Below are 26,352 nucleotides of genomic sequence, written 5' to 3' on the forward strand. Positions count from 1 at the left end.
GTGGTTCAGGGCAGGAGGTGCTGGCGGAGCTGGTTCCCGAGCTGACCGATTTCCGTCAGGAAGCCGTCGTGGCCGATCGGCGCCTGGATCAGGTGTACGTCCACGTCCCCCGGCAATGCCCGTGCCAGTTCCTGCGACTGGGACGGGAAGTAGAGCCGGTCCGAGTCGACGGCCGCGATGAAGAACCGGGCCTCGGAGCGGGCCAGCGTCTCGGCCAGCGTTCCGCGCCCCCTGCAGACGTCGTGGCTCATCAGCGCCTCGGTGATGGCGATGTAGCTGTTGGCGTCGAAGCGCTGGACCAGCTTGTTGCCCTGGTGGTCCAGGTAGCTCTCCACCTGGTAGCGGCCGCGGGCCGACAAGCAGTCAGCCTGCAGCGGCGATTCGGGGGCCTGCGGCTCCCGGCCGAACCTGCCCTCCAGTTCGGCGGCGGAGCGGTAGGTGATGTGGGCAATGCGCCGCGCAAGGGCCAGGCCGTCCTCGGGGAACGGGCCGCCGTAGTAGTCGCCGCCGTTGAAGTTGGGGTCCTGGCGGATGGCGAGGGTCTGGGCCTGGGCAAACGCGATCTGCTCAGCCGTGCTGGCGGCGCCGACCGAAATCACGGCGCAGCGCTTTACCCGCTCCGGGTAGGTGACGGCCCATTCCAGGGCGCGGGCACCGCCCATGGAGCCGCCGAGGACCGCGTACCAGCTGCCGATTCCGAGCTGGTCTGCCAGCCGGGCCTCTGCCACTGTGCTGTCCCGCAGCGTCACCAGGGGAAGCGGGAACCCCACGGCGTCCCGTCCGGGGCGGGCGACGACGGCCCGGTGGACCCGTAGCAGCCGCCCACGATGTTGATGGACACCACGAAGAACCGGTCAGTGTCCACGGGGGCGCCGGGCCCGGCGAGCTGTTCCCACCAGCCGGGTTCGTCGCTGTCGCCGCGGGTGACGTGGGTGCTGCCGGTCAGGGCGTGCTCGATCAGGATGGCGTTGCTGCCGTCCGCGTTGAGCGTGCCCCACGTTTCGTAGGCGAGCGTGACGTCCGGCAGGTAGCCGCCGGCTTCCAGTTCCAGGCCCCCGATGGAGGCGTAACGGACAATTCCGTGCTCGGGAACGGTGGTACGGGTGACGGTAACCGTCATGGCAAGACCTCTTCTACGCGCTTGCCCACCGGCGGAATGACCGGCAGGCCAGGTCTTCACCCGGGGCACCCCACCGCGGAAGGAGGGTTGCCGGCCAGCAAGCCGGGGCTGTCACTGGCACTCATGACCTGGTTCGAGTGTACGAAACACCACCCGCCCCGGGCCAAGAGTGTGACTGGTTGTGACTTCCCCGGCCGTGCGCACCCGGGTGGCCACCCGCCGTCGGGCGTTGCTCCCGGCTCAGCTCCCCGGGCCGTGCGCTCAGGCGCCTGAGGCCTCCTTTGCCGCGCGGAAGCCGGCCTCGAGGTCGGCGAGGATGTCGTCGATGTGCTCCAGGCCCACGGAGAGGCGGACCAGTCCCGGGGCGACGCCGGCCGCGGCCTGCTGCTCCGGGGACAGCTGGCTGTGCGTGGTCGACGCCGGGTGGATGACCAGCGAGCGGACGTCGCCGATGTTGGCAACGTGGGAGTGCAGTTCCAGGGCGTCCACGAACCGCTTGCCCGCTTCGGCGCCGCCGGCCAGGTTGAAGGCGACGATCGCGCCGGTGCCCCTGGGCCGTACTTGCGGCCGCGCTCATACCAGGGACTGGAGGGCAGCCCGGCGTAGGCTACGGATTCGACGTCGTCCCGTGCTTCCAGCCACCGCGCAACCTCCTGGGCGTTGGCCACATGGCGCTCCACGCGCAGGCTCAGGGTCTCCAGTCCCTGCGAGATCAGGAAGGCGTTGAAGGGCGAAACGGCCGAACCGAGGTCACGCAGGAGCTGGACCCGGGCCTTGAGGATGTAGGACAGGTTGGCTCCCAGCGCTCCGCCCTCCCCCAGGTCGCGGCCGTAGACGAGGCCGTTGTAGGTGGGGTCCGGCGTGTTGAAGCCGGGGAAGCGTTCCGGGTCCTTGCTGAAGTCGAACTTGCCTGAATCGACGATGACGCCGGCAATTGCGGCGCCGTGGCCGCCCAGGTATTTGGTGGCCGAGTGGACCACGATGTCGGCGCCCCATTCCAGCGGCCGGATCAGGTACGGCGTGGACAGCGTGTTGTCCACGATCAGTGGTACGCCGGCCTCATGGGCGGTCCGGGAGACGCCTTCGATGTCCAGCACGTCCTGCCGTGGGTTGGACACCACCTCGGCAAAGAACAGCTTGGTGTTGGGCTGGACCGCCTCGCGCCAGTGGTCCAGGTTGTCCGGGTCCGCCACGAAGGTGACGGAGATGCCGAACTTCTTCAGGGTGTGGGCAAACAGGTTGTAGGTGCCGCCGTAAAGGCTGGGGCTGGCCACGATGTGGTCACCGGCCTCGGCGATGTTCAGGACGGCGAACGTCTCTGCCGCCTGCCCCGAGCTGAGGAGGAGCGCGGCGAGGCCCCCTTCAAGGCTGGCGATCCGCTGCTCCACGGCGTCCTGGGTCGGGTTGCCGATGCGCGTATAGATCGGGGCAAGCTCGGCGAGGGCGAAGCGGTTCGCGGCGCTCTCGGCGCTGGGAAAGACGAAGGAGGTGGTCTGGTAGATAGGCAGGGCGCGGGCGCCGGTGGCAGCATCCGGTTCCTGGCCGACGTGGATCTGGCGGGTTTCGAAGGACCATCCGTTGGACATTCAAGGCTCCTTTGACTGGGCCCGGCATGCTGGAAGCACCACGGGCCGCGCTTGCCATCCGGCCTTTTGCCGGACGGCCAGGTCCTCACCCGGGGCACCCCACCGCGGATGGAGGGTTGCCGGCCAGCGAGCCGGGGCTGTTGCTGGCACTCATGACCTGGGCCCAGTGTAGGAGTGCTCCGGGTCGGGCGGACACCATTGTGACGAACATGGTCCTGCGGGTTTTCCTCCCGTGGAGCAGGTCTCGAGGTTGCTGAAATCGGAAAATCCCAGTAAGGGTACCCTTAGCTGAGAGCCCGATCACAAAGTGCCAAGATGATGGCATGCGCATGGATCACGTCTCTTACGCCTGTGAACACGATGGCCTCGCGGCCACCACCGAACGTATTTCTTCTGCCCTCGGCGTTGAGGCAGTGAAGGGCGGGGTACACCCCCGGTTCGGTACCCGGAATATGATCATCCCGCTCGCGGGACACAAATACCTTGAGGTCGTGGAGGTCCTGGACCACCCGGCGTCGGACAAGGCTCCCTTTGGACAGGCCGTGCGGGCCCGCTCCGCAGCGGGCGGCGGCTGGATGGGTTGGTGCGTCGAAGTTGACGACCTTGCTCCGTTCGAGGCACGCCTGGGACGGGCTGCCGTCAACGGCAACCGCAAGTTCCCCGACGGCCGCGAGCTGGTGTGGAAGCAGATTGGAATCCTGGGCCTCATCGCCGATCCCCAGGTGCCCTACATGCTGAAGTGGGAGGGCGATCCGTCGCTCCACCCGTCCAACGCCTACGAGAGCAACATCAAGATGAGCTGCCTGACCATCGCCGGCTCGGCCTCCCGGGTTACCGAATGGCTGGGCGAGCCGGTGGAAAAGCCGCTGGAGGATGTTGCCGTTGAGTGGGTTGCCCCGCACGGCACGCCCGGCATCCTCTCGGTGACCTTCGAAACCCAAAACGGAGCGGTCACCATCTGACCTTCCCCTGACCGGGCATTTGGCCCGAGCGGGCTTCGGCCGCCATCAGGATGTGACAACGGCGTCACTTCCTGATGGCGGCCGAAGTCATTTAACCCGCGGGTGTTGTTTTCCCCTGGCTTAGGTCTTTTGGCATCAGCCACTCAAAATGTCACACCCTCCCGCGATGATGTGCGTATGGGAAACGGCATGGGCAGCGGAGCTAAGAGGAAGGCGCTGTTTCCTGCCATCGCGGCTCCCGGCGCCGGGCAGGGAGAAGCATGCGGAACAGCTCCAGCGCAAATTGTCAGTGCCTCCCGCGATGATGTGGGTATGGGAAACGGCTCAGGGACAGCAGCGGCGATGGAAGGCTTTTATGCCACTGCGGCCGCGCTGAATGGGCTGTTCCTTGAGGAAGAAGCCTTGAAGACCGCGCTTGCCAATGGAGATGCGGACGGATCCGGGGTTGATGTTCTCGGCCGACTGTTTGAACTTCGGTTGGAACGGCTTGGCCTGGAATCCAAGCTTGAGGCACAGACCACCGCACTCAAGGCCAGGGACGCTGCCCAGTGCCTTGACCTGCAGCAGGCCATGACCCCGCCCGATGCCTCCGCCCACGACCGCACGTTCACGGAAATATCAACAGTGGAAGAAATCGCCGGAGTCCTGACCATCAGCTACGGAGCAGCAGGGGCATTCATCACCCAGGCCCGTCGGGTCTGCGCCCTCCCCTCGGTCTACGGGAACCTGTCTTCAGGGGCATTGTCGTGGCAGGGCGCCAGGATCATCGCCGACGAAACAGAGGCCCTGGACCACCCCGCCGCCGTGGCCCTCGCGGACCACTTCCTGGACCCGGACGCACCGAACCCGGCCCGCGGCTGCCCCGCCACAAACCTTGTACCGTCCCGGCTGCGGGCCAAGGTCCGCGCCTGGCGCGAACGCCACCACCCCGAATCCATCGAAAAACGCCACACCAAATCCGCAGCCGACCGGCGGGTCGAATTCACCCCCGAACGCGACGGCATGGCCTGGTTCGCGATCTATATGCGGGCAGACTGCGCGTTGGCGGCCTGGAACAAAACTACAGCCATCGCCCGCGGCCTCCAAGGCCCCAACGAAACCCGCACTCTTTCCCAAATCAGGGCCGACGAAGTCGCCCGACGCCTCCTCACCCCCGCCCAAGCCACAACAACCACCACAGACGCCAGCACCGGCACCGGCTCCGGCTCCGGGCCGAGCATGGCCGCCCCGGCCGGCGGAGGGGACACGGAAGGCACCGGCGGACAACGCGGCAGCCAACCCGGCACCAGCACGCCTGCAGCCGGCGACGGCAACAGCCACCCCGGCACCGGCGATCAGGTTCAAGGCGCCGCGGAGGACCAGTTCCCTGATGAATTCCTCGGGCTCGCCACCCTCTTCGGATCCGACGAACCAGCAGCGGACCTCGGCATCCCCGACAACACTCACCTCGAAACCAACGATCACATCGACGCAACCAGTAACCCCGGCACCAAAGACAACAGCACCGGCGACACCTGCAGCCAAGCGGGAACCAGCACCACCACCGCGTCCCCCGGCGCAACCAGCCCCGGAGCCGGGAAAGTCCCCACACCCCGCACCGACGTCATCGTCACCGTCCCCGTGTTCGCCCTGCTCGGCCTAACTGACGAACCGGCCACCCTGGACGGCTACGGCCCAATCCCCGCGTCCATGGCCCGTAAACTCCTCGCCGACGGAGCAGATTCCTTCACCCGCGTCCTCATCGACCCGCGCGACGGAGCACCCCTGGAAATCGGCCGCACCAGCTACCGGCTCACCAAAGCCATGCGACAAGCCCTGACCCTCCGCGACGGCAAATGCACCTTCCCCGGCTGCAACAACAACGCACTCGACAACGAAGCCGACCACCTCCAAGCGTGGAAACACGGCGGCACCACCGGGATCAGCAACCTGGCACAACTCTGCCCAAAACACCACCGGCTCAAACACAACAGCGGCTGGACACCCACCCAAGCAACAAAAAACGAACCACCCGGCTGGAAATCACCCACCGGCCGCCAATACTCCAGCGAACAACCTGACCGCAAACCAACCATCTGGCCGGACAACGTCCTGGTTCAGGAAATCAACACCGTGCCGCACCTAAAGGGACAAACTGGAGCAGATGACTCCCCCGCCGAGGCATGGTGCCCTCCGGAATGGCTGGAATCAGCACCACCCTGTGCCAAACCACCATGGGAAGAACCACCCTGGAAGAACCGCCCTGGGAAGAACCAGAAGACGACACCCTCATCGACGCCGACGACATCGCACCCTACGACCCCGTATGGGACGACTTCTACGCCATGCCCATCGTCCTCCCACCGGACCCGGAAAAGGACCTGACCCTCAGCGGCTGGGCCTTTAGCGATTGGGCCCTCAGCGACCCTGCACTTAGCGGTCCGGCCCGGAGTGACTCAGCCCTGCTCCGTACGTAGCCGCTACCCCAGCCCCACGGCCCGGCCGAAGAGGCTGAAGCCGACAAATGCCACGATATCCAAAAGCGCGTGGGCAATAACAAGGGGCATAACCCGCTTGGTCCGGGTGTACAGCCAGGCAAACACGATGCCCATCACCACATTGCCGATAAAGGGACCGAAGCCCTGGTACAGGTGGTAGGTGCCGCGAAGGAGCGAACTCGCCGCGATCGACAGCGGAACGCTCCAGCCGAACTTGCCGAAACGGTTCATCAGGTACCCCACCACGATGACCTCCTCCACCACCGCATGCCGGAGGGCGGACAGGATGAGCACCGGCACGGTCCACCAGTAGGCATCCAGCGCACTGGGGATGATGGCGGTGGTGATGCCTAGGGCCCTGCCCGCGGCATAAAGGCCCAGGGAGGGAATTCCAATCAGGGCCGCAAGCCCCAACCCCTGCAGCAGGTCCTTCCCGGGGCGGGCGAAATTGAAGCCGAGCTTCCGGAAGGCAGAGCCCGGATTGCCGCCGTCATCCGTTGCCGCCTGCCGCTGGTCCGTCAGGAAGTAGATCACCAGCAGCACCGGCACCAGGGCGAACATGATGTCCAGCAGCTGGTACGTCAGGTCAAAGTACTCACGCGTGCTCTGGGAACGGTTGAGTGTCGAGGTCCCCTCGGCAAGCGGAGCACGGGTCATCTTGTCCAGCAGCTGCACCACGGAGTACACGGCGGACTGCCCAAGCGAGAGGCCCAGGACGATCCAGACTTCGACCTTCAGACGACGGCGGGAGGGAACCAGCATGTACCCATCTTGCCTGCAGTTTCTGGATCCTGTCTGATTGCCTGAACGCCGGCCGCCCCAGCTGCGCACAGTCAGCCAGGGCCGCTACGCAGGCGCGACGATAACTTCCGTGCCCCTGGCTTCGAAAGCAGCCTTGTCCTTCGGCGAGATGCCTGCGTCCGTTATGAGCCGGGTGAAGTGATAGCCGTCCATGGTGGCAAAGGCACGCACGCCCACCTTGGAGGAGTCGGCAATGACATAGGACACCCGTGCGCGGCTGGCCAGCAGGGCGTTGACCGACGCCTCACCCTCGCCGGTATTGGTGGGCCCCACTTCCGGGTCGATGCCGTTGACGCCGATGAAAGCGATGTCGAGCACAACCTTCTGCATGATGATGTCCGTATATGGGCCCACCAGTTCGTAAGACCGCGGATTGAGGATGCCGCCGGTGACCATCACCTTGATGTTGGGCCGCACCGCCAGCTGGCCCGCGATGTTGATGGCGTTGGTGACCACCGTCAAGGTGGGCTGGTTCGACGGTGCGTTCAGGTCCTCGCGGGTGGCGAGGATCTGTGCGAGGGCCGTGCTGGTGGTGCCGCCGCAGAGCCCGATCACCGCGCCGGGCCTGATCAGGGCGGAGGCGGCCTGGGCAATCTGCTCCTTGGCCTCGGCGTGGTCGTCGCGGTTGTAGCGGCCGGGAAGATCGTAGGCCAGGGCACCGGTGGTGGCTCCGCCGCGGGTGCGGGTGAGCAGCCGGCGCTTTGCCAGGCTGTCCAGGTCCCGCCGCGCCGTTGCCGGCGATACCCCGAGGGTGCTGACGATCTCGTCGACTTCCACCTGGCCCGTCCTGGCCAGGAGGTCGAGAATGGCGGTCAGTCGGTCGGTGCGGGTCATGCAGGGCCTCTCAAGACAACAGCCACCGCTTCGGATGACGTTTTCTGATCATAACAGACGAGAAACGATCAACTAACGTCATTTAGTGTCGAGTAGCCTATCGTTCCCGCACCCCGGCCCGCCACACAGCGTACGTCAACGGCATCCCGGGACGGTAGGCGAGGTGGGTGGCCGAGGGCGCGTTGAGCATGTGCAGGTCCGCACGATGTCCGACGGCGATGGACCCCACCGCGCGTTCGCCGTCGGCATCCCTGCCGGCTTCCCTGTGCAGGGCCAGCGCACCGCCGTAAGTCGCGGCCCGTACTGCTTCGTGCACGCTGAGATGCATTTGCAGGACAGCCGTGGAAACGCAGAACGCCATGGAACTTGTGTAGGACGTGCCCGGGTTGCAGTTGGAGGCGAGCGCCACCTGGACGCCCGCATCCAGCAGTGCACGCGCCGGGGCCAGCGGCTGGCGGGTGGAGAGGTCACAGGCGGGCAGGCAGGTTGCCACCGTACCCCGTTCCCCTGTTCCGCGGGCTGCATCCCAGCCGGACCAGGTTCCGGCCAGGGCCTCCACGTCCCCGGCGGAAAGGTAGTTCACGTGGTCCACGCTGGCCGCCCCGAGTTCCACCGCCAGCTGGACTCCGGGGCCCTCGCCGAGCTGGTTGCCGTGCACCCGCAGCCCCAGGCCGGCATCCCGGCAGGCCAGCAGAACCCTGCGGGATTGTTCAGCCGTGAAGGCTCCCTCCTCGCAGAACACGTCCGCCCACTGCACAAAAGGGCGGACCGCAGCCAGCATGGGGCCGCACACCAGGTCCGTATAGGCTTCCGGATCCTGGCCCGCGGGAACCAGGTGCGCGCCGAGGTAGGTCACCTGGTCCGCGGCCGTGGAGGCGATGCGGGCGCTCCGGGCCTCGTGCTCCACATCCAGCCCATAGCCGGTCTTGGTTTCAAGATAAGTGGTCCCTTGCGAGACCGCTTCCGCCACCCTGCCCAATGCCAGGCGGGTGAGGTCGAAATCAGAGGTGGCGCGGGTGGCGTTCATGGTGACGGCGATGCCGCCCGCAGCATACTGTTCGCCCGCCATGCGCGCCTCGAACTCGGCCGTCCGGTCGCCGGCAAACAGCAGATGGGTGTGCGAATCCACCCAGCCGGGGAGGACGGCACGGCCGCCGGCGTCGACGGCGTCGTCGGCTGCGGGCGCATCGGCAGCCCGCCCGATCGCAGGCAATGCGCTCCCCCTCGATCACTACCGCCGCGTCTTTCAGGACCCGGTGTTCCAGGTCCTGGGTCATCAGCTCGGCAATGTTCGTGATCAGGATGCTCATGCAACCATTCTTCAGCGCCGGATGGACCAGCGCGTGGCTGCCAGCGCCTGTGCTGTCCGGGATACCGGACCTGCTGCACCAGCCCCGGCCTGGCCGGCAAGGATTTGCTCCGCCGCCAGCTCGGCCATGGCCGAAGACGTTTGGAACCCGTAGCCGCCCTGCCCGGCGAGCCAGTAGAAGCCGGGCGCTTCGGCGTCGAAGCCCGCCACCGGAACCCCGTCGGCTGCTTCGGTGCGAAGCCCGGTCCAGGCCCGGCGCACCGCCGTGATACCGAGGGTGGTCACGGTGTTCAGCAGCTCCACCAGGCGTTCGACGTCGCCCGGCCTGGGCGGGCATCCTCGGGCCCGCTGGGCACCGCCTCCGACGGCGAAATCAGGACATCGTTCCCCTCCCGCCGGAAGTAGAACGTGTTGTCGGCGGCCGCCACCATGGGGCACCCGTCAGGCAGGGGACGTTCGACGGCGGCAATCGCCGCGGTGCGCCGGTACGGCTGCAGGCCCAGCTTCTCCACGCCGCTGATGACGGCGAGCTCGTCGGCCCAGGCTCCGGCGGCATTGACCAGCACGCCCGCCTGGAAGGCTTCCGTGCCCGCGCCGATTTCCCAGCCGGACCCGAGCCGCTGCGCGGAATGGACCCGGGCACCGGTATAGATATCCGCCCCGGCGGCCACTGCCCGCTGCCGGTGGTCGTCCAGCAGCAGCGGGGCATTGGAACCGAACGATCCGGTGTCCAGGCCCGCTGCGGCAAATGACTCCGGGACCAGCGCCGGGCAGAGCTCCAGCGCTTCGGCATGGGTGATGGGCTTCATGGAGCCGCTGGCCTCCGCCGCCACTCCAGCCTCGCTGCCGATCAGCATGAAGCTCCGGGGCGTGAGGACAGGCTCGGGCAGCTCGGCATCCCGGGCGGCAATCAGCTCAAGCGTCCTGGCGGTGAGCTCCTGGACCACCGGCGGGCCGTAGCTGGGAATAAGCTGCCGGGCCGACCGGGAGGACGTGTGGTACGCCAGCTCCTGCTCGGCCTCCACCAGCGCCACGCTGCATTGGCCCGCCAGCGCGGACGCCAGGGACAGGCCGGCAATGCCGCCGCCCACAATCAGGACATCGTAATGTGCTGCCATGCGTCCATCCTTGCAGAGTTGCTGCGGAAAGGGCGGGCCGGAAACAACGGCCGGATCAGGCTGCCACCTCGGCACGGCTGGCGACGAAGGCCTGAACGCACGCCTCGACGTCGTCCGCGGAGTGTGCGGCCGAAAGCTGCACCCGGATGCGGGCGGCACCGCGCGGCACCACCGGGAAGCTGAACGCGGTGACGAAGACGCCGTGCTGCAGCATCCGGTCAGCCACCTTGGCGGCCAGGACGGCGTCGCCGAACATGACCGGGACGATGGCGTGCTCGCCGGCCAGCAGGTCGAAGCCTTCCTCCGTCATCCGGCGGCGGAACAGCGCGGCATTATCGAAAAGCTGCCGCCGCAGGTCCGCCGAGTTCTCCACCAGGTCCAGTGCCTTGATGGTCGCGGCGACGATGGCGGGAGCCAGCGAGTTGGAAAAGAGGTACGGCCGGGCCTTCTGCCGCAGCATGGCCACGATCTCGGCGCGCCCGGAGACGTAGCCGCCGGAGGCCCCGCCCAGCGCCTTGCCGAAGGTGCCCGTATAGATGTCCACCCGGTGCGAAACGCCGGCGTGTTCGGGCGTACCTGCGCCGGTGGCGCCCATGAAGCCGACGGCGTGCGAATCGTCCACCATCACCAGCGCGCCGTGCTGTTCGGCGAGGTCGCAAATGGCCTCCAGCGGGGCGAGGTAACCGTCCATGGAGAACACGCCGTCGGTGACGATGATCTTCCGGCGGGCGTCCTTCGCCTCCACGAGTTTCGCCTCAAGGTCCTCCATGTCCCGGTTCGCGTAGCGGTACCGCCGGGCCTTGCACAGCCGGATGCCGTCAATGATGGAGGCGTGGTTGAGCGCGTCCGAAATGACCGCGTCCTCAGCACCGAACAAGGACTCGAAAACACCGCCGTTGGCGTCGAAGCAGCTGGAGAACAGGATGGTGTCCTCGGTTCCGAGGAACCGGGAGACGCGGCCTTCGAGTTCCAGGTGCAGGTCCTGCGTGCCGCAGATGAACCGTACGCTGGCCATGCCGAAGCCGCGTTCATCCATGGCCGCCTTGGCTGCGCTGATGATGTCCGGATGGTCCGCCAGGCCCAGGTAGTTGTTGGCGCAGAAGTTCAGGACGTCCGCGCCCGGTGAGCCGATCTGCCCGGCGGTGATATGGCTTGACTGGGGTGACCTGATGCTGCGCTCTGTCTTGTAGAGCCCTGCGGTGCGGATGTCCTCCAGCTCGCTGCTGAGCTGGTCCTTGATGGAGGTGTACATGATGATGATCCTTAGAGTCGGGTCCAGTCGAGGACAACTTTGCCGCCGCTGCCGCTGCGGGCCAGGTCGAAGCCCTTCTCCCAGTCTGAAGCGGGGAGCGTGTCAGTGACCACGGTGGAGATCCCCGCGTGGAGGACCGGGTTGGAGGAGAGCATGGCGCTCATGGCGTACCAGGTTTCGTACATCTCCCGGCCGTAGATGCCCTTGAGTGTGAGCATGTGGGTGACCACCTTGCCCCAGTCGATGGTGATGTCCTGGCTGGGCAGGCCCAGCATGGCGATCCGGCCGCCGTGGTTCATGTTGTCGATCATCTCCGGCAGGGCGGTGGGGTGGCCGGACATTTCCATGCCGATGTCGAATCCTTCGCGCATGCCCAGTTTACGCTGGGCGTCGCGGACGCGGGTGGTGGAGACGTCGATGGCAAGGTCGGCGCCGAGCCGGCGGGCCAGGTCAAGCCGGGGCCGCGAGACGTCCGTAATGGCGATCTTGCGGGCACCGGCGTGGCGGGCGACGGCGATGGCCATCAGCCCGATGGGCCCGGCGCCGGTGATGAGCACATCTTCGCCCACCAGCGGGAAACTCAGGGCAGTGTGCACAGCATTGCCGAAGGGATCGAAGATGGCGCCGAGTTCTGGCGTGACCGACGGATCATGGTGGACCCAAACGTTGGTTTCCGGGATGACCACGTACTCGGCGAACGCCCCGTCACGCTGCACACCCACGCTGACGGTGTGGATGCACATCTGCCGGCGGCCGGCGCGGCAGTTCCGGCAAATGCCGCAGACAATGTGGCCTTCACCGGATACCCGGTCACCCACTTTGACGTCCCGGACATCCCCTCCGGTCTCCACCACCTCGCCGTAGAACTCGTGGCCCGGTATCAGGGGAGCTTCGATGATTCCCGGGGCCCAGGCGTCCCAGGACTGGATGTGGAGGTCCGTGCCGCAGATCCCGGTGGTCATGACGCGGATCTTCACGTCGTCCGGACCCACCGTGGGCTCCGGGCGGTCCACCAGCTCGAAGCCGGCCTGGGGGCCGGCCTTGTAGAGAGCCTTCATCGGCTTCCTCACTCTTGGTTGTCACATCATTGGCAGGGGCTGCCCTCCCCATTACAGCCCCGGAAACCGTTTAGCACAATCGGCATTTCCTCAATCGACGATGTAGCTTTTGCTAATGCTTAGACTGGGTCCATGGAGATCCACCAACTTGAAATCCTTCGCGAGCTCGGCGCGCTGGGCAGCGTCAAGGCCGTGGCCGACACCTTGATGGTCACCCCGTCCGCCGTCTCCCAGCAACTGGCCCTGCTCCAGCGCACGGTGGAGGTTCCGCTGACCCGGAAGGAGGGCCGGAACCTGGTGCTCACCGAGGCGGGCCAGGTCCTTGCGGACGCGGGCGCCGCCGTCGTCAGCGCGATGGCCGAGGCAAAAAGCGCCATCGGCACCTACCACGGCTCCCCCGCCGGTCGGGTGACCCTGAGCGGCTTCCACAGCGCAGGCCAGGCCGTCTTCGCACCCCTGGCCAGGATGCTGGACGAGCCGGGACGCCCGCGGGTGGAACTGTCCGACGAGGACGTGGCCCAGCAGGACTTCCCTGCCCTGACCGCCCGCTACGACCTGGTACTGGCCCACCGGATGGACCACAGCCCCCGCTGGCCGGACGAACGGGTCACCGTGATCCCGCTCGCGCACGAGCCGCTGGACGTCGCGCTTCCGGCCGGGCATCCGCTCGCGCAGAAACGGGCCGTGGCCGCGGACGACGTCGCCGGTGAAGCGTGGGTGACCAGCCATGCCGGCTACTCCCCCGCGGACGTGCTGTCCGCCGTCGCCGCCGTGTCCAGCCGGGAACCGAACATCGTCCACCGCATCAATGACTACTCCACCGTGGCGGCCCTGGTGGCCGCCGGCGGCGTGGTAGGGCTGCTGCCCAGGTATACGGCCCGGCCCGTCCTGAATCCGGACATCGTCCTGCGTCCGCTCGAGGGCATCAGCACCCGGCGGCGGATCGACCTGCTGGCACGTCCGGAGAACCTCAAACGCCGGTCCGTGATGATGGTGTGCGAGGCGCTGCAGGAGATCATGGCGGGGCTTGTGGAGCAGGGCTGATCCTCCGCGCCGGCTATTGTGATTGCCCTCTGGCGTGCCCGTGGCCCATGCCGCTCCCTCTGCCCAGCCCGAGCCCGGGCACATCCCCGGCGCCTTCGGCGATCCGCCCGGCCGTGGCCTGGTCCCCGCTCTTCACCCCGGAGATCCGGACTGCTTCACCGGGGCTGATGTCCGCGATGCTTCCGTCGCCGGGCCGGACCAGCTTGCCGTCCTCGCCTGTTGCCGGCGCCTTGGTGATGCGCGTTTCGGCGTTGACGGCGTAGGACCGGCTGAAGCCGTCCTCGCTCTTGACGGTGATGGACGTTTCGCTGACGGCCTCCACCGTGCCGCGCTGCTCCACAATGGTCTGGAACGTGCCGTCGGCGTTCTTCACCACGCTTTCGCTGTGCTGCAACTGCGGCCGCTGGGACTTATCCGGCTTGCCGGGCTTCCCGGGTTTGGCGGACTTGTCCGGCTTGCCCTGCTTTTTCTCCTGACCGGGTGCGGACTGACCTGGCGCGGACTGCGACGGCGATGGCGCGGGGAGCGGTGAGTCGGCGGACCACGCGATGGCGGCCCCCGTCCCGCTCAAGGCAACTGCGACCGCCCCCGCAATGAAGGCCTTCCGGATCCGTGGCTGATCCTGCAGTGGCATCGCGGCCCCTTTCGCGTCGCTGTCCGGGGCCTGCGTCCGGCGGCCTCCGTGCGCTCAAGTGTAGGACCGGCCCCGCCGGGTGTGAACGCGTACTTCCGCCGCCCACTACCTGAGTACTTAAAAGCAAAACCGGGCAGTGCCCCTTGCCGTGATGCAACGGCAAGGGGCACTACCCGGTTGTAGGGGTGCGCGGCAGTTAGACGGTGACGCCCAGCTTCTCGAGGATCAGCTCGCGGACGCGTCCGGCGTCGGCCTGGCCGCGGGTGGCCTTCATGACCCCGCCCACGATGGCGCCGATAGCCTGGACCTTGCCGCCGCGGATCTTGTCGGCGACGTCGGGCTGCGCGGCGAGGGCGGCGTCGATGGCTTCCAGCAGGGGCCCGTCGTCGGACACGACGGCGAGGCCGCGCTTCTCGACGATCTCCGCCGGAGTACCTTCACCGGCGAGCACGCCGTCCAGCACCTGGGACGCCATCTTGTTGTTGATCTTGCCGTCCTCAACCATGCGGGCGAGTTCCACGATGGTGGCGGGCTGGACGCCCAGCTGGCCCGGGTCCACGTCGGCGGCCTTGGCGCGGCCCACGATTTCGCCCATCCACCACTTGCGCGCAACGGAAGCGCTGGCGCCGGCGGCGATGGTTTCCTCGATCTCGTCCAGGACGCCGGCGTTCACCACGTCGCGGAATTCGAGGTCCGAGTAGCCCCAGCTGGCCTTGAGCCGCTTGCGGCGCTCGGCCGGCGGCTCCGGCAGGGTGGCGCGGAGCTCCTCCACCCATTCGCGAGAGGCGACCACCGGAACAGGTCCGGTTCCGGGAAGTAGCGGTAGTCGTCGGCGTCGGACTTGGCCCGGCCGGACGTGGTGGTGCGCGTATCCTCATGCCAGTGGCGGGTTTCCTGGATGACCGGCTCACCGGAGTCCAGGACGGCCGCGTGCCGCTGGATCTCGTAGCGGACGGCGTGTTCGACGGCGCGCAGCGAGTTCACGTTCTTCGTCTCGGACCGGATGCCGAAGCGTTCGCGGCCGTGCGGGCGGAGCGAAACGTTGGCGTCGCAACGGACATTGCCGCGTTCCATCTTTGCGTCGGAAACGCCGAGGTTCTTCACGATCTCGCGGACCGCCGCGACGTAGGCCTTGGCGAGTTCGGGGGCGCGGGAACCGGCGCCCTGAATCGGCTTGGTGACGATCTCCACCAGCGGGACGCCGGCACGGTTGTAGTCCACCAGGGAGAAGTCGGCGCCCTGGATACGGCCGGTGGCCCCGCCCATGTGGGTCAGCTTGCCGGCATCCTCCTCCATGTGCGCGCGTTCGATTTCCACGCGGAACACGGTGCCGTCCTCAAGTTCGACGTCCAGGTAGCCGTCGTACGCGATGGGTTCGTCGTACTGCGAGGTCTGGAAGTTCTTGGGGGTGTCCGGGTAGAAGTAGTTCTTCCGGGCAAAGCGGCAGCTCTCGGCAATCTTGCAGTTGAGGGCCAGGCCGATCTTGATGGAGGACTCCACCGCCGTCTTGTTCACCACCGGCAGGACGCCGGGCATGCCGAGGTCCACCTCATTGACGTTGGTGTTGGGCTCGTCACCGAAGACGTTGGGCGCGGAGGAGAACATCTTGGTCTTGGTGTTGAGCTCCACGTGGACCTCGAACCCCAGGACGGGATCGTACTTCTCCATGGCCTCTTCGAAGCTGAGGATTGCGTCGGTGGTCATTATTTTGCCTCCTGGGTTTCGAGGGCCGCGGTACCGGCAAGGTCGGGGGCCTGGGCAAGCAGCGGACCGCCCCACTTGGCCTCGAGCAGGGATTCCAGGACAGCGCCCACGCGGTACAGGCGGGCGTCCTCCCGGGCGGGTGCAAGCAGCTGGATGCCCACGGGCAGCCCGTCCTCGTCCGCCAGGCCGCCGGGCAGCGACAGGCCGGGCACGCCGGCCAGGTTGGCCGGGATGGTGGCGACGTCGTTCAGGTACATGGCCAGCGGATCGTCCAGCTTCTCGCCGAGGCGGAAGGCCGTGGTGGGCGCCGTGGGGGAAATCAGGACGTCCGCCACGGTGAACGCGGCGTCGAAGTCCCGCTGCACCAGGGTGCGGACCTTCTGCGCGGAGCCGTAGTAGGCGTCGTAGTAGCCGGCGCTCAGGGCGTAGGTGCCCAGGATGATGCGTCGCTTGACCTCGTCGCCGAAGCCTGCGGCACGGGTGGCACCCATGACGCGTTCGATGGTCATGGGACCATCCTCGGGCAGGACGCGGAGGCCGTAGCGGACGCCGTCGAACTTCGCGAGGTTGGAGGACGCCTCGGACGGCATGATGAGGTAGTAGGCGCCCAGGGCGTACTGGAAGTTGGGGCAGGAAACCTCGACGATTTCCGCTCCGGCTTCACGCAGCAGCTCCAGGGAATCGTTGAAGCGGTTCTCAACGCCGGCCTGGTAGCCCTCGCCGTGCAGTTCCTTGATGATGCCGATCCGCAGGCCTTCGACGTTGCCGGTCTTCGCGGCGGCAACAAGGTCGGCCAGCGGGTCGGGCAGCGAGGTTGAATCGCGGGCGTCGTGCCCGCCGATGACCTGGTGCAGGAGTGCCGAGTCCAGGACAGTCCGGGAGACCGGGCCGATCTGGTCCAGCGAGGAGGCCATGGCGATGGCACCGTAACGGGAGACGCTGCCGTAGGTGGGCTTGACGCCAACGGTTCCGGTGACGGCGCCGGGCTGGCGGATGGATCCGCCGGTGTCCGTGCCGAGGGCCAGGGGCGCCTCGAAGGCAGCGACGGCGGCAGCGGACCCGCCGCCGGAGCCACCGGGGATGCGGTCCAGGTCCCACGGGTTGCGGGTGGGGCCGTAGGCCGAGTGCTCCGTGGAGGAGCCCATGGCGAATTCGTCCAGGTTGGTCTTGCCCAGGATGGGCATTTTCGCGGCGCGCAGGCGCTCCACGACGGTGGCATCGTACCGGGCTGTGCCAGCCCTCGAGGATCTTGGAGCCCGCCGTGGTGGGCTGGCCGATGGTGACGATGAGGTCCTTGACCGCGATGGGCACGCCGGCCAGGTAGTGGAGGGCCTCGGCCTCCGGGCCGCCGGCGGCGCGGATGGCATCCACTTCGGCTGCGACGGCGAGCGCTTCCTCGGCGTTGATGTGCAGGTACGCGTTGACGCCGCGTTCGCCGCCGTCCACTTCGGCGATCCGGTCCAGGTGCGCCTGGACGACGTCGACGGCCGTAACTTCGCGGGCGCGCAGCTTCTCGGCCAGCTGGGCGGCGGAGAGCCGGATCAGGGTGGCGGCGCTGGTGTTCTGTTCAGTCATTGTTTAGTCCTCATCAGGATTGCCGGAACCTTGAAACGGTTGTCGTCGGAATCCGGGGCACCGGAGAGTGCCTGTTCCGCCGTGAAGGTGTGGCCCACAACGTCCTCGCGGAAAACGTTGCTCAGCGGGATGGGGTGGGACGTGGCCGGCACGTCGTCTCCGGCGGCTTCACTGACCGACTTGATCGCATCAACGATGACGGCGAGTTCTCCGGCCATCCTGTCCAGCTCATGAGCACTCATCTCGATGTGAGCGAGCCGCGCGAGATGCGCAACGTCGTCACGGTTGATCGCAGCCATGGATCTCCCCTGCAAAGTTCGGATTGGTTTCCGATCCATTCTAGTGGGGAAACGATGATGCCCGTCTGACGACCCCCAGCGGGCGTCAGACGGGCACCTTCATGCCGGGGTACAGCCCACAAGGAACAGCACCGCGGCAGCTACAGACTAACCGATACCGATGGCTCCGGTCAGCATGCCAATTCCCAGCATGACCAGGGACACCACGGCGCTGCGCCACAGCACCTTCTTGTGGTGGTCGCCCAGGTCCACCTTGGCCAGGGACACCAGCAGCAGGATGGCCGGAACCAGCGGGCTCTGCATGTGGAACGGCTGGCCGGTGATGGAGGCGCGGGCCATTTCGGCGGCGCTGATGCCGTAGTGCGCGGCGGTCTCGCTGAGGACCGGCAGCACGCCGAAGTAGAAGGCGTCATTGCTCATGAAGAACGTCATGGGGATGCTGAGGACGCCGGTGATGACGGCCATGAACGGTCCCATGCTGGACGGGATGATCTGCACCAGCCAGGCGGACATGGCTTCCACCATGCCGGTGCCGGTCAGCACGCCGGTGAGGACGGAGGCGGCCATGACCATGCTGACGACGGCGACGATGGACGGGGCGTGGGCCACCAGCTGGGTGCCCTGGTCCTTGACCTTGGGGAAGTTCACCAGCAGGGCGATGGCGGAGCCCACCATGAAGACGTAGGGCAGCGGGACGAGGTCGGCGATGAGCATGCCCATGACGGCGACCGTGAGGGCCAGGTTGAACCAGAACAGCTTGGGGCGCAGGGTGCTGCGGTTGGGGTCCAGGGCGGTGTCGGCCATGGCCGTGTCGCTGTCGTCCACCAGGTCTTCGGGCCGGTCCAGCACTGCCACGGATGAACCTTCCGGGGAAAGGCCGCCAGTGGCGGGGGCTGCTCCGCCAGGCGCGGTGACGCCGGGGGTGCCGCCGGTGCGTCCGCGGCCGGTTCCGGAACCGCCGCCCGCGGAGCCGGCGGAAGCGCCGCCGTCGAACTTCTCGGCAGTATCCGGGACGCCCCAGATTTCAGGCTGGGTGGCGCGGAGCCGGTTGCGCTCCTGCAGGCCGAGGAGCCAGGCAAAGGCGAGGACCACGGCAACGCCGGCGATCAGTGACGGAAGCATGGGGACGAAGACGTCGTTGACGTCGATTTCCAGTGCGGTGGCGGCACGGGCGGTGGGGCCGCCCCAGGGAACGATGTTCATGGTGCCGTTGGCGAGGCCGGCCACGCAGGTGAGGACCACCGGGCTCATCTTGAGACGCAGGTAGATGGGCAGCATGGCTGCGGTGGTGAGGATGAACGTGGTGGAGCCGTCGCCGTCCAGGGACACGGCGGCTGCCAGCAGGGCGGTGCCCAGCACAACCTTGGCGGGATCGTTGCCCAGCTTGCGGAGGATGAACTTCACCAGCGGGTCGAACAGTCCGACGTCGATCATCAGGCCGAAGTAGATGATGGCGAACATCAGCAGCGCCGCGGTGGAGGTCATGGACTTCATGGAATCCAGGACCATGTCCCCGATGCCCAGCCCGGCACCGGCGAAAAGACCGAAAACGGTGGGGACGATGATCAGCGCCAGCACTGGCGTCAACTTTTTCGTCATGATCAGCACCATGAATACCGCGATCATGGCGAATCCAAGTATTACCAGCACAGCCGGCTCCTTCTTGTGAACGGCACCACAGCGTTGTGATGCGTGCTACAGACTGTAGGGTGGCCGCCGTCACGGCAGTGCCTTTGGCTCAATTGATTGGCATACTGCTTATTGGGAGCATTTTGCTCATTCTGCTCACAGGCTGCCGCCACTGGTTCCGGTAGCCCCTGAGGGCACCGACAGCCCGTCATCAAGGAGGATCATGCAGCGTTCCGCGCCCCGCCCGCCGCTGCGGTTCTCCACCCAGACGCTGCTGCTGCAGGTGGCCGTGGTGCTGCTGGTGGTCCTGCTCAGCGCCGCCGTCCATGCGTGGCTGACCTATGACAGGGTGGGCAGCGAGGCCGAGAACCAGGCGCTGACCCTTGCCCGGACCGTCGCCTCGGACCCCTCGGTCCGGGCCGACGTGCAGGCCATCAGTGCGCGGGAGGGCACTCCCCCGCCTGCCGAACTCGCGGCCGGGCCCCTGATGCAGGCGGCCGAGGCCGCGCGGACCAGGACCGGAGCCTTGTTCGTGGTGATCACCGATGAGACGGGCCTGCGGCTGGCGCATCCCGAACCGGAGCGGCTCGGCGGGAAGGTCAGCACCGACCCCTCGGAAGCCCTGGCCGGACGCGAGGTCACCACCCGGAACACGGGGACGCTGGGCCCGTCCGCCGGAGCCAAGGTGCCCGTGTACGCGCCGGGCAGCTCCGCCGTCGTGGGCGAAGTCAGCGTGGGGTACTCGATGGAGACGGTAGGGCAGAGCGTGGCCCGGGACATCGGCCCCGTGGCCGGGACGGCGGCGGGTGCCCTGCTGGCCGGCGTGCTGGGCTCCTTCCTGCTGCGCCGCCGGCTGCAGCGGCTGACGCTGGGCCTGGAACCGGAGGAGATCAGCACGCTGGTCCACGACCAGGTGGCGGTGCTGCAGGGCGTGGACGACGGCGTCATCGGCGTGAGTGCCGACGGCCGGATCAGCGTGTTCAACGCCGCCGCGCAGCGCCTCCTCGACCTGCCCGACCTGACCGGCGGGCGCTGGGAGGACGCCCCGTCCCGGACCAGGTGAAGTCCCTGACCAGGCCCGGCACCGCAGGCAGCGACGCCCTGGAAGTCGTGGCGGGCGGGCGGGTGCTGGTGGCCAATGCCCGCAAGGCCCTGCACCGGCGGGAGGACCTTGGCTGGGTGGTGATGCTCCGCGACCGCACCGAACTGCAGGAACTCACCCGCCAGCTGGACGCCGTGGGCACCATGTCGACGGCGCTGCGCGCGCAGCGCCACGAGTTCGCCAACCAGCTGCACACGCTGGCCGGGTTCATGAGCATCGGCCAGCACCGGCAGGCGCGCGAGTACCTGGCGCAGCTTGCCGCCACCGGCCCCCTCACTTTCCCGGTGGAGCAGGCCGAGCTCCTGCAGGACCCCTACCTCCAGGCGTTCGTGGGTGCCAAGGGCGTGGAGGCCGAGGAACGGGGCGTGGCCCTGCGGATCGGCCCCGAAACCCTGGTCCGCGGGCACGTCACGGAGGCGCAGGACGTCACCACCGTGCTGGGCAACCTGATCGACAACGCGGTGAACGCGGCGGTGGCCGGCGCCGCAACGGAACGCTGGGTGGAGGTGGAGGTGCTGGACGAGCCGGGCGGCGACGGCGGCACCCTCCACATCGTGGTCGCGGACTCTGGCGACGGGCTGGCGGAAGGGACGGACGCGGAGGCGATCTTCGCGGAAGGCTTCAGCACGGCGTCCGGGCCGCTGGCCCGGAACGGCAGCGGCGGACAGGGGTTTGGGCTGGCCCTGGCGCGCCAGCTGGCCCGGCGCCGCGGCGGGGACGTCAGGGTGCTGGACCGGGGCAGGCAGGGCGGGCCGGGGGCGGTCTTCATGGCCACCCTGCCGCGTACCACCGCGGGAAGCGCGGAGGCATCGGGAACTTTGGGGACACCAGGAACTTTGGGGACACAGGGAAGTTTCAGGGACACCAGGAACTTTGGGGACACAGGGAAGTTTCAGGGACACCAGGAACTTTGGGGACAGCGCGCAGCGATACAGCGCCGCGAAGCGCGGAGATGAAGGGAGACAACAACGATGGCTGAGGATTTCCGGGTCCTGATCGTGGACGACGACTTCCATGTGGCCAAGCTCCACGCCGCGTACGTGGACTCGGTGGCCGGGTTCCTGGCGTTGGCGCCGGTGGGCACGGCGTCCCTGGCGCTGCAGGCCATCCACAGCCTGCGGCCCGACCTGGTGCTGCTGGATGTCTACCTGCCGGACGCCTCCGGCCTGGACCTGCTGCAGCAGCTCGACGTCGATACCGTCATGCTCAGCGCCGCCTCGGATGCCCTGTCCGTCCGGACGGCCTTCCGCCGCGGCGCGCTGGGATACCTGCTGAAGCCGTTCACTGCTGACGCCCTGTCGCAGCAGCTGCGGTCCTACGCCCGGTACCGCCGGCTGCTCTCCGCCCCGGGGGCACTGGACCAGGACGCGGTGGAACGCGCCAAGAGGTCACTGATCCCCGGGGACGTGACGCCGTCGGCGAAACCGCGCTCAGCCACTGAGGCGGCCGTACTGGAGTCCCTGGTTCCCGGCGAGCAGTATTCGGCAGCCGAAGTGGCCAGCCGGGTGGGCGTTTCCCGGGCCACCGCGCAACGCTACCTGTCATCGCTGGCCGACGACGGCGCCGTCGATATCCAGCTTCGGTACGGGAGCACGGGCAGGCCGGAGCACCGCTACGGCCTGCCCGCCGCGCCCTAGATTTTTCCTAGCTGGCGCTCTTCTGGGCCACGAGCTCGATTTCGACGAGCATCTTGGGGTCCAGGAACGGCAGCACATGCACCAGGGACAGGGTGGGGCGGATCTCGCCGAACACTTCGCCGTGGGCGCGGCCTGCCTCTTCCCACTTGCTGATGTCCGTCAGGTAGAGCTTGGACTGGACGACGTCCTCAAAGCTGAACCCGGCGTCGGCCAGGACCTTGCCGAGCTTCTGCAGGATGAACTGGGTCTGCGTGTAGAAGTCATCGCCCACGATGCCGTCCTCGCCGCTGGCAGCGGTGGCCGAGATGTACAGGGTGTTGTCCACCTGGACGGCGCGGGAGTAGCCGAGCGTCTGTTCCCAGACGGAACCGGTGCCGAAGGTTTTGCGCATGGTGGGGCCTTTCAAATGCCGGAATGGGGTCGGCACCACTGTAGGGCTGCTACAGGTCCAGCCGGTAAACCAGCAGCTTTGTGTCGGTTCCGGGGACGAACCAGTCACGCTCCGGCACCCGGCGGAACCCGGCTTTGCGGTACAGTCCGTGCGCGCTCTCCCATGTCTCCCCCGTGGTGAGGGCGACGCCGGTAATCCCGGGCAGGGACCGGGCGTGGTTGATGATGGCATCCACCATGGCCTTCCCGGCTCCGCTGCGCTGCACGGCGGGGTCCACCACCAGCATGCGGAACTCGAGCTCATCCGGCAGCGCGATGTCCGCGTACGGTTCGCCGGCGGTGGCCAGCGTCACCGATCCCACCACCTCGCTGTTCCGCTCCGCCACCCAGATGGTGGCCTGCCCGGCGCGCAGCGCAACATCCTGATCTTGCGCATGTACGGGTGTTCGGCGTCGTCGAAGTAGCCCGCTGCGAGGTAGGAATCGCGCGTAATGCGGGCAACGGCGTCGTAATCGGCCTCGACGGCGGCACGGATGGTGATCTGCGGTAGCACCCGTCAATGGTAGTGGCGGCTGCCGCTTCCCCGGCCCGAAAGGGCGCTTTCCGTGACTGAACTATCACTACCAACTATCACTACCGGCGGAAGCCGGGCTGCCGGGCCGCCTGCCCGGTCCGCCTAGAGCGGGAACCTGCCGGGCCGCCTGCCCGGGTCCGCCTAGAGCGGGAACTTGCCGGACAGCTCCAGGCCGGCGGCGCAGGTCCAGGCGTCCAGCCGTTCGGCATCCGAGGGACCGCCGTCGAGCGGACTGGCCAGCCGCGGCCGCCGCACCCAGCAGCCGGCTTCTTCCGCGATGAGCGCACCGGCGGAGAAATCGTGCTCGTTGAGCCCGCGCTCGCCGTAGGCGTCATGGGTGCCGTCGGCCACCATGCACAGGTCCAGGGCGGCCGAACCCAATCGCCGAACGTCCGCGAACCCGTCCATGAGGCCTGCCAGCGCGGTGGCCTGGTCCGCGCGGACCGCAGGATCGTAGCTGAAGCCGGTGGCCAGGATCTGCCCCTTCCGGCCGGGGACCGGCCCCTCCAGCCGGGTGACCCTGCCGCCCTCCTCCAGCCAGGCGCCCTGGCCGCGGGAGGCGTAGTAGGTGCGGCCCAGCGCCGGGGCGTTGACCACGCCGGCCAGCCACGCGCCGTCGGCATCGGCAACCGCCACCGACGTGGCGTAGTAGACGATGTTGCGGATGAAGTTGGTGGTGCCGTCCAGTGGATCGATGGACCAGCGGTAGCCGCTGGGCGCCTCGGGCCGGGTGGTTCCGTGTTCCTCGCCGGTGATGCTGTCGTTCGGGCGGGACGCTTGGATGACCCCGCGGACGGCGTTCTCGGCAGCGACGTCGAACGCGGTGACCCAGTCCCCCGCGGCGCCCTTGTTGCTGGGAGCCAGGGTGTCCCCGTTCCTGGCGGCAAGCACCTCGGCTCCGGCCGCGGCGGCGGCCTTTGCCACAACCAGAAGTTCTGCAGGGGTGGTCATGCCGTTGCCTCCACGGTGTCCTCGTCGGTTTCCGTCCCTGCCGGCGCCCCCGCACCATCACCGGCCAACGCGTCAGGGCCGCCTTCCAGCAGTTGCCGGAAGCCGTCCTCGTCAAGCACCGGAATCCCGAGCTGTTCGGCCTTGTCCAGCTTGGTGCCGGCGCTTTCGCCGGCCACCAGGTAGCTGGTATTCTTCGAAACCGAGCCTGCGGCCTTTCCGCCCCGGACCAGGATGGCTTCCTTGGCCTCGTCCCGGCTGAAATTGGGCAGGGACCCGGTGACCACCACAGTGAGGCCCTCGAGGGTGCGCGGGGTGGATTCGTCGCGTTCGTCCGCCATCCGGACTCCTGCCGCAGCCCAGCGGTCCACGATCTCCCGGTGCCAGTCCTCCGCGAACCATTCCTTGAGCGCCGCGGCGATGGTGGGCCCGACGCCGTCCACGTGGGCAAGGTCCTCCTCGGAGGCTGCCCGGATGCCGTCCATGGTGCCGAAGGCCTGCGCGAGCGCCCGTGAAGCCCGCGGCCCCACGTGCCGGATGGACAGCGCCACCAGGACGCGCCAGAGCGGCTGGGCCTTTGCCTTTTCCAGTTCCTTGAACAGCTTTTCCGTGGTGGCCGTGGGCTTGGACGGCGACTTGGCCGTGCCCTTGCTGTAGAAGTACGGCACCAGTTCGTATTCGCCGGTGCCCACGCCCTTGGAGCGTTTCTCGCGGCGGATCTTCACCGGAGCGAGGTCCTCAGGGGCCAGGTCGAACAGGCCTGCCTCGGAGGTGAGCGGTGGAACCTCCGGCTCGGCCGGCTGTGTCAGCGCTATGGCGGCCTCCCAGCCAAGCGCCTCGATATCGAACGCGCCGCGGCCGGCGAGGTGGAACACCCGCTCACGGAGCTGGGAAGGGCAGGATTTCGCGTTGGGGCAGCGGATGTCCACGTCGCCCTCCTTGGCCGGGGCCAGGGGCGTGCCGCAGGAGGGGCATTCGGTGGGCATCACGAAGTCCCGCACCGGTGGGTCCTGCTGGTCTCGCAGGGCCAAGACCGGGCCCACGATTTCCGGGATGACGTCCCCGGCCTTGCGGAGGACGACGATGTCGCCGATCTTCACGCCCTTGGCCTTGACCACGTCCTGGTTGTGCAGGGTGGCCATCTCCACGGTGGAGCCGGCAACCTTAACCGGCTCCATCATGCCGAAGGGGGTCACCCGGCCCGTGCGGCCGACGTTGACCTGGATGTCCAGGAGCTTGGTGTGCACTTCTTCCGGCGGGTACTTGTAGGCCACGGCCCAGCGCGGCACGCGGGTGGTGTAGCCGAGGGCCCGCTGGGTGGCGAAGTGGTCCACCTTGATGACGATGCCGTCGATCTCGTGGAGCAGTTTGTGGCGCTGGGCGCCGTACTTTTCGATGAACGCCAGGACGTCCGCGCGGCTTTCCAGCACCTCGAAGTAGGGGCTGACGGGCAGGCCCCAGCCCTTGAGCAGGTCATACGTTTCGGACTGGCTGCGGGCTTCAAGCCCCTCGCGGGCGCCGATGCCGTGGACGAACATCTTCAGCGGGCGCTTGGCGGTTTCGGCCGGGTCCTTCTGGCGGAGCGACCCGGCGGCGGCGTTGCGCGGGTTGGCCAGCGGCGCCTTGCCCGCCTCGATCAGTGCCTCGTTGAATTCCGCGAACTCCTTGGACGGGATGAACACCTCGCCGCGGACTTCCATCTCTGCCGGGAAGCCCCCGCCCTCAAGCTGCTGCGGGATTTCCTTGATGGTGAGCACGTTGTGGGTGATGTCTTCGCCGGTTGTTCCGTCGCCGCGGGTGGCTGCCCGGACCAGTTTCCCGTCCCGGTACAGCAGGTTGACGGCCAGGCCGTCGATCTTGAGTTCGGTGAGCCAGGCGGCCCTGGCCGCGCCGTCGCCAAGCTTTTCGATACTTGCCTCCGCCCTGTTCAGCCAGGCTTCGAGCTCATCGATGGAAAAGACGTCTTCCAGGCTGTACATGCGCTGCAGGTGCTCGACTGCCGCGAAAGCGGCGGACACCTCGCCGCCCACTTCCTGGGTGGGTGAATCGTTGGCGACCAGTTCGGGGTGGAGCGCCTCAATCTCCTCGAGGCGGCGGAAGAGGGTATCAAACTCGGCGTCCGATACCAGGGGCGCATCCTCCTGGTAATAGGCGAACCGGTACTTCCGGACGAGGTCCGCCAGGTTCTCGTATTCCTCGCGGAGGGAGTCCGAAGGGATGGCGTCCGGGCTGCCGGGGCTGCTGTTCCTGGGGGCTGTCTTTTCTGCGGGGCCTGGTCCTGTGCTCACAGACCTATCTT

The 26,352-nt window shown here is 67.6% G+C and carries 14 protein-coding genes, 8 pseudogenes and 2 riboswitches; of the genes and pseudogenes, 5 read left to right on the forward strand and 17 right to left on the reverse strand.

Annotation, left to right across the window (positions count from 1 at the left end):
* Positions 1–5: 5 nt before the first annotated feature.
* Together metX and ACPEE0_RS13095 are read right to left on the reverse strand one after the other, a co-directional pair.
* Positions 6–1,120: pseudogene (gene metX, locus ACPEE0_RS13090) on the reverse strand (homoserine O-acetyltransferase MetX).
* A gap of 12 nt (positions 1,121–1,132) precedes the next feature.
* Positions 1,133–1,249, reverse strand: a riboswitch (SAM riboswitch).
* Between the two features lie 132 nt (positions 1,250–1,381).
* Positions 1,382–2,706: pseudogene (locus ACPEE0_RS13095) on the reverse strand (bifunctional o-acetylhomoserine/o-acetylserine sulfhydrylase).
* Between the two features lie 42 nt (positions 2,707–2,748).
* Positions 2,749–2,864, reverse strand: a riboswitch (SAM riboswitch).
* A gap of 165 nt (positions 2,865–3,029) precedes the next feature.
* Between ACPEE0_RS13095 and ACPEE0_RS13100 the strand changes: the two are divergent.
* Together ACPEE0_RS13100 and ACPEE0_RS13105 are read left to right on the forward strand one after the other, a co-directional pair.
* Positions 3,030–3,668 (forward strand): VOC family protein, encoded by a 639-nt coding sequence (locus tag ACPEE0_RS13100; RefSeq protein WP_009359382.1) that lies wholly within the window; start codon positions 3,030–3,032, stop codon positions 3,666–3,668.
* 312 nt (positions 3,669–3,980) lie between these two features.
* A complete protein-coding gene (locus tag ACPEE0_RS13105; protein ID WP_424574608.1) occupies positions 3,981–6,032 on the forward strand; it encodes a DUF222 domain-containing protein in 2,052 nt (683 codons plus the stop codon).
* Between the two features lie 95 nt (positions 6,033–6,127).
* On the opposite strand, the gene ACPEE0_RS13110 is transcribed toward ACPEE0_RS13105, so the two are convergent.
* The 6 genes and pseudogenes from ACPEE0_RS13110 to tdh form a co-directional block, all read right to left on the reverse strand.
* Positions 6,128–6,907, reverse strand: a complete 780-nt coding sequence (locus ACPEE0_RS13110) for a CPBP family intramembrane glutamic endopeptidase (protein WP_009359557.1) — start codon at positions 6,905–6,907, stop codon at positions 6,128–6,130.
* Positions 6,908–6,991: 84 nt separating this feature from the next.
* The gene (locus tag ACPEE0_RS13115; RefSeq protein ID WP_424574609.1) at positions 6,992–7,780 is read right to left on the reverse strand and encodes a DeoR/GlpR family DNA-binding transcription regulator; all 789 of its coding nucleotides are present in this window, start codon (positions 7,778–7,780) and stop codon (positions 6,992–6,994) included.
* Between the two features lie 97 nt (positions 7,781–7,877).
* Positions 7,878–9,090: pseudogene (gene hutI, locus ACPEE0_RS13120) on the reverse strand (imidazolonepropionase).
* Between the two features lie 11 nt (positions 9,091–9,101).
* Positions 9,102–10,207: pseudogene (locus ACPEE0_RS13125) on the reverse strand (NAD(P)/FAD-dependent oxidoreductase).
* A gap of 55 nt (positions 10,208–10,262) precedes the next feature.
* Complete coding sequence (locus tag ACPEE0_RS13130; RefSeq protein ID WP_424574610.1) at positions 10,263–11,459, reverse strand: glycine C-acetyltransferase; 1,197 nt, start codon at positions 11,457–11,459, stop codon at positions 10,263–10,265.
* Positions 11,460–11,470: 11 nt separating this feature from the next.
* Entirely contained in the window at positions 11,471–12,517 is a 1,047-nt protein-coding gene (gene tdh, locus ACPEE0_RS13135; RefSeq protein WP_424574611.1) for an L-threonine 3-dehydrogenase, read from the reverse strand.
* Positions 12,518–12,649: 132 nt separating this feature from the next.
* On the opposite strand from tdh, the gene ACPEE0_RS13140 reads away from it, so the two are divergent.
* Entirely contained in the window at positions 12,650–13,561 is a 912-nt protein-coding gene (locus ACPEE0_RS13140; RefSeq protein WP_424574612.1) for a LysR family transcriptional regulator, read from the forward strand.
* Positions 13,562–13,574: 13 nt separating this feature from the next.
* On the opposite strand, the gene ACPEE0_RS13145 is transcribed toward ACPEE0_RS13140, so the two are convergent.
* The 5 genes and pseudogenes from ACPEE0_RS13145 to ACPEE0_RS13165 form a co-directional block, all read right to left on the reverse strand.
* Positions 13,575–14,195 (reverse strand): hypothetical protein, encoded by a 621-nt coding sequence (locus ACPEE0_RS13145; RefSeq protein ID WP_424574613.1) that lies wholly within the window; start codon positions 14,193–14,195, stop codon positions 13,575–13,577.
* Between the two features lie 196 nt (positions 14,196–14,391).
* A pseudogene (gene gatB, locus ACPEE0_RS13150) lies at positions 14,392–15,899 on the reverse strand (Asp-tRNA(Asn)/Glu-tRNA(Gln) amidotransferase subunit GatB).
* Positions 15,899–17,474, reverse strand: a pseudogene (gatA, locus tag ACPEE0_RS13155) (Asp-tRNA(Asn)/Glu-tRNA(Gln) amidotransferase subunit GatA). Before gatA ends, gatB begins: the two co-directional pseudogenes overlap by 1 nt.
* Positions 17,471–17,773, reverse strand: coding sequence for an Asp-tRNA(Asn)/Glu-tRNA(Gln) amidotransferase subunit GatC (gatC, locus tag ACPEE0_RS13160; protein ID WP_424574614.1), 303 nt, complete (start codon positions 17,771–17,773; stop codon positions 17,471–17,473). The pseudogene gatA and the gene gatC overlap by 4 nt, the downstream one beginning before the upstream one ends.
* 147 nt (positions 17,774–17,920) lie before the next feature.
* Positions 17,921–19,423, reverse strand: coding sequence for a CitMHS family transporter (locus tag ACPEE0_RS13165; protein WP_407709302.1), 1,503 nt, complete (start codon positions 19,421–19,423; stop codon positions 17,921–17,923).
* A gap of 202 nt (positions 19,424–19,625) precedes the next feature.
* Between ACPEE0_RS13165 and ACPEE0_RS13170 the strand changes: the two are divergent.
* Both ACPEE0_RS13170 and ACPEE0_RS13175 read left to right on the forward strand, forming a co-directional pair.
* Positions 19,626–21,460, forward strand: a pseudogene (locus ACPEE0_RS13170) (ATP-binding protein).
* Between the two features lie 15 nt (positions 21,461–21,475).
* Complete coding sequence (locus ACPEE0_RS13175) at positions 21,476–22,141, forward strand: response regulator (RefSeq protein ID WP_009359465.1); 666 nt, start codon at positions 21,476–21,478, stop codon at positions 22,139–22,141.
* Between the two features lie 7 nt (positions 22,142–22,148).
* On the opposite strand, the gene ACPEE0_RS13180 is transcribed toward ACPEE0_RS13175, so the two are convergent.
* The 4 genes and pseudogenes from ACPEE0_RS13180 to ligA all read right to left on the reverse strand — a co-directional run bounded on the left by ACPEE0_RS13180 (position 22,149) and on the right by ligA (position 26,341).
* Entirely contained in the window at positions 22,149–22,532 is a 384-nt protein-coding gene (locus tag ACPEE0_RS13180) for a RidA family protein (RefSeq protein ID WP_009359464.1), read from the reverse strand.
* A gap of 49 nt (positions 22,533–22,581) precedes the next feature.
* Positions 22,582–23,084, reverse strand: a pseudogene (locus ACPEE0_RS13185) (GNAT family N-acetyltransferase).
* A 162-nt stretch (positions 23,085–23,246) separates the two neighbouring features.
* Positions 23,247–24,056 (reverse strand): inositol monophosphatase family protein, encoded by an 810-nt coding sequence (locus ACPEE0_RS13190; RefSeq protein WP_424574615.1) that lies wholly within the window; start codon positions 24,054–24,056, stop codon positions 23,247–23,249.
* Positions 24,053–26,341 (reverse strand): NAD-dependent DNA ligase LigA, encoded by a 2,289-nt coding sequence (gene ligA / locus ACPEE0_RS13195; RefSeq protein ID WP_424574616.1) that lies wholly within the window; start codon positions 26,339–26,341, stop codon positions 24,053–24,055. Before ligA ends, ACPEE0_RS13190 begins: the two co-directional genes overlap by 4 nt.
* Positions 26,342–26,352: the final 11 nt, after the last annotated feature.

The sequence above is a fragment of the Arthrobacter sp. SD76 genome, from assembly GCF_049726125.1.
Classification (GTDB): Bacteria; Actinomycetota; Actinomycetes; order Actinomycetales; family Micrococcaceae; genus Arthrobacter; species Arthrobacter nitrophenolicus.